Below are 12,723 nucleotides of genomic sequence, written 5' to 3' on the forward strand. Positions count from 1 at the left end.
CCTTGAAAAGGTTCTCGTCCCCGAAGGGGATATTCAGCAGCAAGATACTCCTGATTGATCGCTTATATCCACCCCATCGAATGAGGTGGCTTTACGCGAGGCTTCGGTAACCGGCTTCGTCTTTTTAATTTTTTTTAAAAGTGGGCGTCGTGCCACTGCACCAGCGAGAGGCGAAAGCCTTCTCTGACCGGAAGCACTTCGTGCGAAAAATAGGGGTTGGAAAGAAACACGACCATGTCTCCCGCTTCGGGACGCAGCGTGATCGTGTTGCCCTGAGCGTCACAGAGGTAGTTGAAGAGCAGTTCGCCCCCGCTGAAATGATCCGTATCGGTCGGGTTGGGGGTATAGGAGGTGGTAAAGAGGACCGTCGTGATTTTACGTTCCGGGGCTACGGTGCGAAACCCGATCGTATTTCCCTCTAAATCGCGCAGTTCGCTCGAATCGTCCGAATGCCGGACATAGAACGATCCCTGATCGTATCCGAGTACCTGCACGTCGGTTGCTTGGGTGAGAGAAACGGCAAAAAACCGTTCGATCTCTCCGCGAACCGTGCTGAAACGTCTTTCATACACTGCTCGATGCTCGGGAGTCAGCGTATGGATGTCGGTTTTGCGGATCGCCGTGTCGAGCGATTTCCCCCGAAGTTCTGCGGCTACCGCGTCACGATCGGCAAGTGCGGCTTCGGTGATCGCGCGGCACTCTGCGGGGCTAAGTACCCCTTCGAGCACCAGGTAGGGAAAATCGTGGTAGGGGTTGGGGAGCCGTTTGGTGGGTATCTTCATTCCCAGCAGCTCATCGCGGGCGTAGACGTAATTGCTGATCTGGTGCATCGGAACGGTTACTTTTTATCCGTCACGATATAAAGCTGCTCGTGCCCGAGGCGTTTAAGGACGTCCATGACGCCAACGAAGTTCTGGAAAGCGGCTTCTTTGTCACTGTACAAAACAACCGTCATCTCCTTGCCCCCCTGGAGCACTTTTTGTTCGAACTGCTCCAGGCTAACCTGCGTTTTCTCGTCGATCCAGAGGGAGCCGTCTTTTTTGATCGTCAGCTTGAGCTCGCTTGGTTTATGCTCCGCCGAGGCCCCTTTGGCTTCGGGGAGATCGACGGGAATCAACCCCGTTTTGACGAACGTCGCGGTGGTGAGCACCATCACCAGGAGCACCAGCATGATGTCGATGAAGGGGATGACGTTGATCGAATCGATCCGTTTCATTTTCTTCACGCTTTATCCTTTGGTTTTGTTCTGAATTTCCCAACGGGTGATGATCTTCTCCATCTTACGCAAAAGGATGTTGTAAAACACGATCGATGGGATCGCGACCACAAGCCCCATCGCGGTCGCTTTAAGTGCGAGCGCGAGACCCGTCATAATTTTCTTGGGATCGACCGCACCGGCGTCTCCCAGCGCATAAAAGGTGATCATGATCCCCAAAACGGTCCCCAGAAGCCCTACGTACGGTGCGTTCGATCCGATCGTCGCGATCGTGCTGACGTTGTTGCCCAAATCCAGTTCGAGCTCCTCTTTCGTCTCGTAATCGCTGATACGGATCGATCCGTACGTCATCAGCCGCTCGATAAAAAACCATAGCGACACGACGCTCATCACCACCAAAATTCCGATTACTCCGTAATCGAGCGCCTGTTCCGCCCACGTAAGCCAACTGTTATCCATTCTGTTTTTCTCCTTTTTTAAATTCAAGTTTGACGCAGGTCCCTTCCCCGGGTCGGGAAGCGACGTGCAGTCCGATGCCGTGACGGTCGCAATAGCGCTTGACCAGTCCCAGGCCGATCCCGTATCCCGCCATGGCGGTATCGTTTTGATAGTAACGGTCGTAAATCCGCATCAGGGTGATTTCATCCATCCCCTGCCCTTTGTCGCAGATACTGAGGGTATTGGACTCCATCACAATCGCGATGGCGGGAGAGTGAGGGGAATACTTGATCCCGTTTTCGACGAGATTGTCGATCACTTTTCCCAAACCGATCCGGTCGCATTGGACGTTCCACGATCCGGTGAGGATCTCCCAGGCCACTCCCGGGTAGAGAGGACGCAAAAAATCGAGCCGTTCGCTGAGGAGTGTTTCGAGGTCAAACGATTCTATCCGTTCCCGTTCCATCTGCTTTTTGATCAAATAATCGAGCTCATTATACCGTTCTTTGAGCATCGTTGCGGCCGTTTCGATCCGTTCGAGCCGCTTGAGGCTTTTGTCGTCGGTGTTCGTTTTGCGGAGCATCTCGACGTTTGCGGTGATGGTGTTCACCGGGAGATTGAGTTCGTGCAGGGTCTCTTTCGAGAGACGCTCGAGATGATCAAAGTGTTCCCGGAGCGGGTCGAGGGCGATTTTGGCCAGAACCCTTCCGACTCCGACCGTCACGAGCAGCACTCCCAAGGCGATAATACCCCATTGCTGGAATCCGATTACCTGATGCAGGTAGTAGATCCCTCCGACCAGAACCGCCGTCGTGAAAACGTACAGCGACGTGAGGGCGATTTCGACGCTACGGAACAAGCCGATACCCCACGCCGCGGATATTGACGATCCGCTCCGAGCCGATCTCTTGTTTGAGGCGGTTGATGTAAACCCGCACCGCCCCTTCGCTGATCATTTCCGAGGGGCTCCACAAGGCATCCATGATCATCTCTTTGGTGACGATCTCGCCGACGTTTTGGATGAACAGCACCATCAGCTGGTATTCTTTGAGGGTGAAGGGGATCTCTTTGTCCCCCATCATGACACATTTGTGCCGTTCGTCGATACACAAATCTCCCGCACACCGCCGGCTTGTCCCTTTGCTCCGCCGCAGCAGGGCATGGGTCCGGACGATCAGTTCTTGCGTGTCAAACGGTTTTTTGAGATAGTCTTCGGCACCGATCTCGAACGCTTCGGACAAAACCCCCGTTTCCTGGTGAGAGGTCAGGTAAATCGCCGGGGTCGTATCGTTGGCCCGCCGGAGTTCCCGCAGCAACGAGAGACCGTCGATCAGGGGAACATTGATGTCGAGCAGGTAAAGGTCGAAATGGCTGGCGTAGGTTGCATCCAGCGCCTCTTGGCCGTTTCGGCAGAAATGGACCTCGAATCCTTCTTCCTCCAATAAATCGGCGATCGATTCGCCGAACAGGAGGTCATCTTCGAGGAGGAGGATTTTAGTCGACACGCTCGATCGACCATTTGAGGGTTTCGCCCGCCTTCATCGGTACGACGCTGCCGTAGATGTCGGGGACGTGAAATTCGCGTTTGGAAAGCGTCACCTCTTTGTACTCGGCACAGATGCCGTAAATCCGCTGGGCGTTGTCGCTGACGAACGCCTGCAGGTTGTCGAGTTTGCCGTGTGCGTCGAAAATCTCGCACAACAGCTGCAGCGCGATGGGGGCGGTAAAGACCCCCGCACCGCACCCGCACGACTCTTTCGCATGTTTGGGGTGCGGGGCACTGTCCGAACCGAACATCACTTTGGGATGCGCTTCAAGCGCCACTTTCAGGAGCGCTTCACGGTCGTTCGGACGTTTGGCGATCGGTTTGCAAAACAGATGCGGCCGCAGCAATCCCCCCGCGACGTCATCCAGCGTGATCATGAGGTGGTGCACCGTAATCGTCGCATAGAGGTTGTCGTATTTGTCCAGCATCTCCACCGCGTCGCGCGTCGTAATATGTTCCATCACGATTTTCAGACGGGGAAAATTCGAGGCGAGCATCTCGTACACGCTCATAAATTCCGCTTCGCGGTCCATCACGAAACCGTTCGTCTCGCCGTGTACTGAGAGCACGATCCCAAGGTCGCTCATCGCTTCAAGGGTCTCGCGCATCGACTCGATGTCAAACGACGCGACTCCCCCCTCAGAATTCGTCGTCACCCCGCTGGGATAGAGTTTGATCGCGATGATGTCGTCTTTGATCTCTTCAAGGAAAGCGCGGCTGTAGTTTTGGTAAAACAGCGTCATATAGGGTTCGAAATCATCCGCCCCCGTAGCATGCAGAATTCTTTCTTTGTACCCCGATACCATCTCTTTGGTCGTCACGGGGGGGACAAGGTTAGGCATGACAAGGGCCCCGCTGAAACTGTACGACGTTAGCGGGGCGACGGTTTCGAGCATCTCGCCGTCGCGAAGGTGAAGGTGCATGTCCAGCGGCATGGTCAAAGTTACGGTTTTCATCAGCGGCCTCCCAGTTGTTTTTGCGCTTCGCCGATCATGGCATTGAGTGCCTCTTCGTAGCGTTTGGCTTCGGACTCGTCGGTCGATTCGAAACGGGTGACGAGGACCGGGGTCGTATTGCTGGCGCGGACAAGCCCCCATCCGTGATCGAAAATAACCCGCACCCCGTCGACGTCGATGATCTCACGGATTGCGGGGAATCCTGCCGGGGGATTTTTCAACAGTTCCTTGAGTTTTGCGATCAGGGGGAATTTTTCCTGTTCGGTCGTTTTTACCTTGATCTCTTCGGTCGAAAACACTTTCGGAAGCTTCGCGATTTCGGCATCGAGGTCGATACCGTCCTGGATCAGTTCGAGCATTCGAAGCGTCGCATAAATAGCATCATCATAGCCGAAATAGCGGTCGGAGAAGAATACGTGTCCGCTCACTTCGCATGCCAGGTCGGCGTGAAGTTCTTTCATTTTTACTTTGAGGTTTGAATGCCCCGTTTTGTACATCACCGCGGTCGCTCCGCGCTCGCGCAGGGTATCGTACATCACCTGCGAGCATTTCACCTCCCCGATCACGGTCGGGCGTTCCATCTTCAGAGCAAACAACAGGGCCATCATATCCCCTTTGATGTTATTGGCGCGCGTCAGAACGGCGATCCGGTCACTGTCGCCGTCATAAGCGAACGCAATATCCCCCTCTTTGAAGAGCAGCTCTTTAATGTCTTCAAGGTTGTGCTCTTCGCTCGGGTCGGGATGGTGATTGGGAAACGTCCCGTCGGGATCGGTGTAGATCCCCTTGGCATTGAGGCCGAGTGAGCGGAAGATATCGTCGATTGCCAGTCCCGCGACCCCGTTGCCGCAGTCGTAGACGATCCGCTGCGGCATCCCCCGCAGGTGGCCGAACGCTTCGATCATATAGGCTTTGTAACGGCTCAGCGCGTCGATCTCTATCACCTGACGCGCTACTTTCGGAGGAAACGGGAGGGCTTCGATCTTCCGCCCCAGGGCATAGATCTGTTCCCCGAAAAAAGGGGCCTTGTCAATCGTAATTTTAAATCCGTTGTATTCGCTCGGGTTGTGCGAACCGGTAATCATCACCGAAGCGCACGGCGTTATCCCGCCGAAATCCTGATAATTGCAAAAATAATTGACCGGGGTCGGAACCATCCCCATCCCAAGTACCTTCATCCCCCCCGCATTGAGCCCTGCGGCAAGGTATTCGAACAATACCGGCGAATGGCTGCGCGCGTCGTATCCGACCGCAACGTACTCGCCGTGCGGACGCATCTCATCCGCGAGCGCGTATCCCAGACGGGTAATCGTCTCTTCGTTTAGTTCTTTGTCAAAAATGCCCCGAATGTCATATTCACGGTAGATACTCATCAAATCCCTTTTTACTTCATAAACAATAACCGATTATACAACGAGGTTGGTAAAAGAGTCTTTGCGGAGGAAAAACCTCCGCGGAAAGAATAGTGTAGAAGTGTTACAACAGTGTTAAAAAAGGGTCAAATGGCCCTTTTGAATTCAGGATACGATTCCAGTCCGCATTCACTGACGTCGAGTCCCTGGAGCTGTTCCTCATCGCTTGCGCGGAAGGGGATCACGATGTTGATCAGGTAAATAAGGGCAAACGAAACGCTAAAGACGAACGCTCCGATCACAGCCACCCCTTTGAGCTGGTTCAGAAACGTCACCCCGCCGGAGGGATCCGCGGCGAACAGTCCGACCGCGAGGGTCCCCCAGATACCGTTTACCAGATGGACCGACAGTGCCCCGACGGGATCGTCAATCCGCAAACGGTCGAACAGCGGAACCGCCAAAACGACCAGAGCCCCGCCGATTCCCCCGACCGCGATCGCATCCACCGTCGTATAGAGGTGCGGTCCTGCCGTGACGGCGACAAGCCCGCCAAGAGCCCCATTGAGAATCATCGTAATGTCGAACAGACGGTAGCGGATATAGATCAGCACTCCCGCCGCGATCGCGCCGGCAAGCCCTGCCGTATTCGTGTTGAATACCGTCAACGTGACGCTGTCTGCGGCTTCTTTGGTCGCAATACTCCCGACCGATCCGCCGTTAAACCCGAACCATCCGATCCACAGCAGCATCGCTCCCAGAACGACCAGCGGGATATTGGACGCGGGAATGACCCGGATCTGGTTTCCGGCATAACGTCCTTTACGCGCCCCGATGATAAGGATCGCGGCCAGCAGCGCCCATCCTCCCGTCGAGTGGATGACCGTGGAACCGGCGAGATCGACGATGTTCAGATCCAGCACGGTACCCTTGAGCCAGTCGCTCCCCCAGCTGATGTTGACCGACGTGGGATATATCAAGGTCCCCATGATGACCGTAAAAAGGGTCAGGGGAAGCAGTTTGGCCCGTTCGCCGACGCCGCCGCTCATGATATTGATCGCTTTGCCGACAAACGCCATCTGGAACATGAAAAATGCCCACTGGCTCATCGAGGTGCTTTGAAAACCACCGAACGCCAGTTCGAATCCGACGAGAATAAACGCCATCGATGCCACAGCGTAAATCATGACGTTGACCGTCAACACGCTGGAGACGTTTTTGGTCCGCACCAGGCCTGCTTCGAGCATGGCAAAACCGGGAACCATCAGGATGATCAACGTGATCGAAAAAAGGGCAAAAAGGGTATCGAGTGCGTAGGAAAGATCCATGCTCCGCCTTTATCAGGATATAAAACGGGCATTATAAATGCAATTGCACGGAATGAAGAAGAAAAATTGATTAAAAATTAATCATGCAGCTTCAGAGGGTTGGGGGGAACAAGCCTGCCCCCGCCATCCCAACCGACACGTACGGTCGGGATATATCGCCGTTAAATGGCTTCGACATCCGTTTCGCCCGTACGGATACGGACGATTTTGCTGACATCGCTGACGAAAATTTTGCCGTCCCCGATTTTACCGGTGCGGGCCGCTTCGACGACGGTGTTGACCACCTGGTCCACCATCGCATCGTCCACCACCATCTCCATCTTGATTTTGGGTAGGAAATCGACCACGTACTCGGCACCGCGATAGAGTTCGCTGTGCCCTTTCTGGCGTCCGTATCCTTTGACCTCGCTCACCGTCATACCAGTGATTCCGATCTCGGCCAACGCATCCTTCACATCTTCCAGTTTAAAAGGTTTGATAACCGCTTCAATTTTTTTCATTGTCTCTTCCTTATAGGTTAAATCCGCGTTCGCCGTGTACCGATTCGTCAAGCCCCTGGCTCTCCTGCTCCTCGTTGACACGCGAACCGCCGGTCAATGCCATCGCGACATAGTAGACCACGATCGTTCCGACCAGGGTAAACAACCCGACGATCAGTACGGATTCCGCCTGTACCATGATCTGCCCCATACGGTCACCCGCATCTTTGAGCGGTCCAGCCCACAACAGCGCGTTGTCGCCGTTTGGAGTATACAGGGCGAAAACACCCGTTGCGATCGCACCCCAAAGGCCCGCGAGGAAATGAACCCCGAAAGCGTCGAGCGAATCGTCGTACCCCAGTTTTTTCTTCAGCACCGTCACACCGTAGAACGCTACGAGGGCACCTACCGCACCGATAATGAACGCACCGGATACATCAACGAATCCCGCAGCCGGAGTAATCGCGACCAGACCCGCAATGGCACCGGTCGCCGCGCCGAGCAAAGTCGGTTTTTTGAACACCGCGTACTCCACGATGATCCATGTCAGGGTTGCCACCGCAGCCGCAACCGTCGTCGTCAGATAAGCGACACCCGCAATCGCGTTCGCACCGAAAGCCGATCCGCCGTTGAACCCGTACCATCCGAACCAGAGCAGCCCCGCACCGATAGCGGTGAGAATGACGCTGGCAGGTTTCATTGCCGTTTTCGGATATCCCGCACGTTTGCCGATGAGCAGCGCAAGTACCAGACCGGCCAGACCGCCGTTCATATGTACGACCGTACCGCCGGCGAAGTCAAGCGCCCCTTCGTTGAAGAGATAACCGCCACCCCATACCATGTGGGTGATCGGAGCATAGACCACGATCGTCCAGATAAAGGCGAAAACCATCCATGTGGAAAACTTCATCCGCTCGATCACCGATCCGGCCGCAATCGCCACGGTGATCGCCGCGAACGTTCCCTGGAATACGACAAAGACGAACTTGGGATAAAGCTGTCCCAGATCGACACTCGCAAACTCCGTCCAGCTGATACCGCTGAGCATCAGATGGCCGAATCCGCCGATAACCTGATTCATGGGTCCCTCAGCTGTTCCGAACGCAATCGAGAAGCCGGCGACGACCCACGCGATAAACGCGACGACAAACGCTCCGAACACCATGGCGTAGGTGTTGAGAACGTTTTTCGCTCTCGTCATCCCCGCATAGAACATTGCAAGACCGATCGGCGTCATCAGCATGACCAGCGCCGTCGACATCATCATCCAAGCCGTATCACCCGAATTGAGTACAGGTGCTGCGGCCGCTTCTTCGGCAAACGCCGATACGCCAAGTAGCGATAAAGCTAAAAGCCACTTTTTCATTATCCTCTCCTTATGTAGGTTGATCCTTCGAACAATCCCGTATTAACTGAAATGTCACGTACCATTGTACAAGTTAAGGGAATCAAGAAGATGCAAATAACTGATTATTTTTTAATCAATTTAAAAGATCATTTAGAAAGCAACTCAATAGGGGAGAAAAAACGGCTTACCGCGCGGGCGCGCGGGTACATTAATTAATTGGAGATTAAATCGCGTCGCCGTCGGTTTCGCCCGTACGGATACGGATAATACGCTCGACATCGCTGACGAAAATCTTTCCGTCGCCGATTTTTCCCGTACGGGCCGCTTCGACGATGGTATTGACGACCTGCTCGGCCATTGCATCATCGACAATCATTTCCATTTTGATTTTGGGTAGGAAATCGACCACGTACTCGGCACCGCGATAGAGTTCACTGTGCCCTTTCTGGCGTCCGTATCCCTTGACTTCGCTCACCGTCATACCGGTGATTCCGATCTCGGCCAGCGCGTCTTTCACGTCTTCGAGTTTAAAAGGTTTGATAACCGCTTCAATTTTTTTCATAATAATGGATATCTCCGCATCGTATGTAATCGTTCGAATAATTGTAACCTTATTTAATTAATTAAGCAATGAAGTGCCGATCGATCCGAAAAAAACAGATTTTGAGACTTTAAGTCTCGTTGAGCTATAATCAGCCAACCAATCTTCACTTTCCGGGGACGAAATGAACGATCTGCTAGACAACAGCGAAATCAACGATATTAATATTGAGGACACCCTCAAGAGCAGTTACCTCGACTATTCGATGAGCGTCATCATCGGGCGGGCGCTTCCCGATGTACGCGACGGGCTCAAACCGGTACACCGCCGTATTCTCTACGCGATGGATAAACTCAACCTCTCCGCAGGCGCCAAGTACAAAAAATCAGCCCGTATCGTCGGGGATGTCATCGGTCAGTACCACCCGCACGGCGACACCTCCGTCTACGACGCCCTCGTCCGTATGGCCCAACCGTTCTCGATGCGCGCACCGCTCGTCGACGGGCAGGGGAACTTCGGTTCGGTCGACGGCGACAACGCCGCGGCCATGCGTTATACCGAAGCGCGGATGACCCGCTATGCGGGGGAACTGCTCAAAGACCTAGACAAAGATACCGTCGACATGGTCGACAACTACGACGGCACGACGCAAGAACCCGACGTCCTTCCGACCCGCGTTCCGAATCTTCTGATCAACGGTTCGGCCGGTATCGCCGTCGGTATGGCGACGAACATTCCTCCCCACAATCCCCAGGAAGTGCTTCAGGCGCTCGTCTACCTGATCGACAATCCGGGTGCTTCGCTGATCGACATCATGCAGTTTATCAAAGCCCCCGACTTCCCGACGGGCGGTACCATCTACGGGAAAAAAGGGATCCTGGACGCGTACGAAACCGGCCGGGGACGTATCCGCGTACGGGCCAAAACCCACATCGAGAAAAAATCGAACAAAGACGTCATCGTCATCGACGAACTCCCCTACCAGGTCAATAAAGCGCGCTTGATCGAAAGCATCGCCGAACTCGTCAAAGACAAATTTATCGAGGGGATCAGCGAAATCCGCGACGAATCCGACCGTGAAGGGATCCGTGTCGTTATCGAACTCAAACGCGACGCGATGAGCGAAATCGTCCTCAACAACCTCTACAAATCGACAAACATGGAGACAACGTTCGGGATTATCATGCTCTCGACGTTCAACCAGGAGCCGCGCGTCTTCACCCTGCTCGAAATGTTGGGCCATTTCATCAATCACCGCAAAACGGTCATTATCCGCCGCACGATTTTCGATCTCGAAAAAGCCAAAGCCCGCGCCCATATCCTCGAAGGTCTGAAAAAAGCGCTCGATCACATCGACGCGATCATCAAACTGATCCGCGGCAGCGCGGACGGCGAGAGCGCGAAAAACGGCCTGATGGAGCAATTCGGTTTCTCCCCCATCCAGGCGCAGGCGATTCTCGACATGCGTCTGCAGCGCCTCACCGGACTCGAGCGTGAAAAAATCGAAAACGAACTGCGCGAAATCCTCGCACACATCGAATACCTCGAGAGCATCCTCCGCAGCGAAGAGGTTCTCAAAGGGATCATCAAAGAGGAGTTCACCGAGCTCGTCGAACAGTACAACATCCCGCGTCTGACCGACATCGAGGACAACTACGACGATATCAACATCGAAGACCTGATCCCCAACGAACCGATGGTCGTTACGATCACCCACCGCGGCTACATCAAACGGGTACCGCTCGCCGCTTACGAAAAACAGCGCCGCGGCGGCAAAGGCAAAGTCGCCGTCACGACCTACGACGACGACTTCATCGAAAAATTCTATACCTGCAACACGCACGATACGCTGATGTTCGTCACCGACCGGGGACAGCTGCACTGGCTCAAAGTGTACAAGATCCCCGAAGGATCACGCACGGCGAAAGGAAAAGCGGTCGTCAACCTGATCAACCTCGAAGCGGACGAAAAGATCCGTTCGGTGATCCCGACGACCGACTTCGACGAAAACAAATCGCTCGTCTTCTTTACCCAAAACGGTATCGTCAAGCGTACGGCGCTGAACGAATTCTCCAACATCCGCAGCACCGGCGTTCGTGCGATCGTGCTCGATGAGGGGGACACTCTCGTCACTGCCCACATTGCAAACGAAGAGACCAAATACCTCTTCATCGTCACCAAATTCGCGCAGTGCATCAAATTTGAAATCGACAAGACCCGTGACCAGGGACGCAGCACCCGCGGGGTCCGCGGTATCAAGTTCAAGATCGAGGGCGACAGCGTCGTCGATGCGAACATCATCAAATCCGACGACGAAGAGATCCTCATGGTAAGCGAAAAAGGGATCGGGAAACGGACAACCGCCGAAGAGTACCGCCTTACCAACCGCGCCGGATCGGGCGTCATCGCGATGAAACTCAACGCCAAAACGGGTTCTACCGTCGTCGGCTGTCTGATGGTCGATGAGAGCATGGACATGATGGCGCTGACCAAAGCGGGCAAAATGATCCGTGTCGACATGCAGACGATCGCCAAATCCGGACGCAACACCAGCGGCGTCTACATCGTCAAAGGAGATGACGTCGCAAGTATTTCACGGTGTCCGAAAAACGACGAAGAAGAAGGCGACGGCGAAAATGAGGAAGGTTCGTTCGAATTGGAATGATTTTTGCTGAAATCACTCAAGTCAATGAAACTTTAAGGAACACAGTATGCGAATTTCTGCAGCTCTTGCGCTATTTCTGAGCGTATCCGCCCTGCACGCGGGCTTTTTGTCGGGCAACGAACCGGAGACCCAGGTCAAATGTGTCTACAGCGGCACGGACGGAAACTGTGTCGAGCCGATCCTCAAATCCGACAGTGAACTCGTCATTACCGTTACGGGCCAGGGCGTTGCCCCCTCGGTAACCGCTTCTCCGGCACAGGCGTATGCGCTGGCCAAACGGGCCGCTATGGCTGATGGCTACCGCCAGATCGCCGAAAAGGTCAAAGGGGTCCAGGTCGAAGGACAAGACACCATCAAGAACCTGATGCTCGTCCAATCGAGTACCCGCACGTCGGTCGAAGCGCTGGTTCGCGGCGCCAACGTCACCAACACGACGTTCAAAGAGGGTCTGTGCGAAGTCGAAATGGAAATCGCCCTGTCTTATACACGGGTATTGCGTTAATCTCTACCCTCTGCTTCGGAGCCGACCACTACTATGTAGGGTATCGGCTCACCACCCAAAATTCCCTTCCCGTTCACGAAACATTCGATATTTCAAAAGCGATGCGTCCCTGCGACGGTTCGCTTTCCCGGGAACTTGTTCTGCTGCGACGTACGCAAGAGCCGCTAAAAGAGGTGTTGGAAAGGGAAAAAAGCACTTTCGTCGAATATGCCCTCTCCGAAACCGGACGGATCAAAAGCGATACCCGCTCTTCGCAGGCGCAAATCCGCACGCAAGAAACGCTGACCCTCCCTACCCGCTGTTATGCAGTCGAGTTTAATGATGAGTCTGTTACAATCGCCCTGATCAAATAACC

14 protein-coding genes are annotated in these 12,723 nt (G+C 54.3%); 3 read left to right on the forward strand and 11 right to left on the reverse strand.

Features of this window, described 5'->3' with window-relative positions:
• Positions 1-134 precede the first annotated feature (134 nt).
• The 11 genes from E0765_RS00095 to E0765_RS00145 form a co-directional block, all read right to left on the reverse strand.
• Positions 135-830: a 2OG-Fe(II) oxygenase gene (locus E0765_RS00095; RefSeq protein ID WP_132811183.1), complete on the reverse strand. Its 696-nt coding sequence runs from the start codon at positions 828-830 to the stop codon at positions 135-137.
• 8 nt (positions 831-838) lie between these two features.
• Entirely contained in the window at positions 839-1,216 is a 378-nt protein-coding gene (locus E0765_RS00100) for a biopolymer transporter ExbD (protein WP_132811256.1), read from the reverse strand.
• A 12-nt stretch (positions 1,217-1,228) separates the two neighbouring features.
• Positions 1,229-1,675: a TonB-system energizer ExbB gene (gene exbB, locus E0765_RS00105; protein WP_132811184.1), complete on the reverse strand. Its 447-nt coding sequence runs from the start codon at positions 1,673-1,675 to the stop codon at positions 1,229-1,231.
• Positions 1,668-2,513 carry a HAMP domain-containing sensor histidine kinase gene (locus E0765_RS00110; protein WP_132811185.1) on the reverse strand — a complete coding sequence of 282 codons (846 nt, stop codon included), beginning with the start codon at positions 2,511-2,513 and terminating at the stop codon, positions 1,668-1,670. The genes exbB and E0765_RS00110 overlap by 8 nt, the downstream gene beginning before the upstream one ends.
• A complete protein-coding gene (locus tag E0765_RS00115) occupies positions 2,503-3,159 on the reverse strand; it encodes a response regulator transcription factor (protein ID WP_132811186.1) in 657 nt (218 codons plus the stop codon). Before E0765_RS00115 ends, E0765_RS00110 begins: the two co-directional genes overlap by 11 nt.
• Positions 3,149-4,156, reverse strand: a complete 1,008-nt coding sequence (pyrC, locus tag E0765_RS00120; RefSeq protein WP_132811187.1) for a dihydroorotase — start codon at positions 4,154-4,156, stop codon at positions 3,149-3,151. Before pyrC ends, E0765_RS00115 begins: the two co-directional genes overlap by 11 nt.
• On the reverse strand, positions 4,156-5,529 hold the full coding sequence (locus E0765_RS00125; RefSeq protein ID WP_132811188.1) for a phosphomannomutase/phosphoglucomutase: 1,374 nt from the start codon (positions 5,527-5,529) through the stop codon (positions 4,156-4,158). The genes pyrC and E0765_RS00125 overlap by 1 nt, the downstream gene beginning before the upstream one ends.
• Positions 5,530-5,654: 125 nt before the next feature.
• Positions 5,655-6,833 (reverse strand): ammonium transporter, encoded by a 1,179-nt coding sequence (locus tag E0765_RS00130; RefSeq protein WP_132811189.1) that lies wholly within the window; start codon positions 6,831-6,833, stop codon positions 5,655-5,657.
• 161 nt (positions 6,834-6,994) lie between these two features.
• The gene (locus E0765_RS00135) at positions 6,995-7,333 is read right to left on the reverse strand and encodes a P-II family nitrogen regulator (RefSeq protein WP_132811190.1); all 339 of its coding nucleotides are present in this window, start codon (positions 7,331-7,333) and stop codon (positions 6,995-6,997) included.
• Positions 7,334-7,343: 10 nt separating this feature from the next.
• Complete coding sequence (locus E0765_RS00140) at positions 7,344-8,678, reverse strand: ammonium transporter (RefSeq protein ID WP_132811191.1); 1,335 nt, start codon at positions 8,676-8,678, stop codon at positions 7,344-7,346.
• 205 nt (positions 8,679-8,883) lie between these two features.
• Positions 8,884-9,222 (reverse strand): P-II family nitrogen regulator, encoded by a 339-nt coding sequence (locus tag E0765_RS00145; protein WP_132811192.1) that lies wholly within the window; start codon positions 9,220-9,222, stop codon positions 8,884-8,886.
• A 163-nt stretch (positions 9,223-9,385) separates the two neighbouring features.
• Between E0765_RS00145 and gyrA the strand changes: the two genes are divergently transcribed.
• The 3 genes from gyrA to E0765_RS00160 all read left to right on the forward strand — a co-directional run bounded on the left by gyrA (position 9,386) and on the right by E0765_RS00160 (position 12,721).
• Positions 9,386-11,866: a DNA gyrase subunit A gene (gyrA, locus tag E0765_RS00150; RefSeq protein WP_132811193.1), complete on the forward strand. Its 2,481-nt coding sequence runs from the start codon at positions 9,386-9,388 to the stop codon at positions 11,864-11,866.
• A 46-nt stretch (positions 11,867-11,912) separates the two neighbouring features.
• Complete coding sequence (locus E0765_RS00155; RefSeq protein WP_132811194.1) at positions 11,913-12,368, forward strand: LPP20 family lipoprotein; 456 nt, start codon at positions 11,913-11,915, stop codon at positions 12,366-12,368.
• 101 nt (positions 12,369-12,469) lie between these two features.
• The gene (locus E0765_RS00160) at positions 12,470-12,721 is read left to right on the forward strand and encodes a hypothetical protein (RefSeq protein WP_132811195.1); all 252 of its coding nucleotides are present in this window, start codon (positions 12,470-12,472) and stop codon (positions 12,719-12,721) included.
• Positions 12,722-12,723 lie beyond the last annotated feature (2 nt).

The organism is Sulfuricurvum sp. IAE1 (assembly GCF_004347735.1).
Taxonomy (GTDB): domain Bacteria; phylum Campylobacterota; class Campylobacteria; order Campylobacterales; family Sulfurimonadaceae; genus Sulfuricurvum.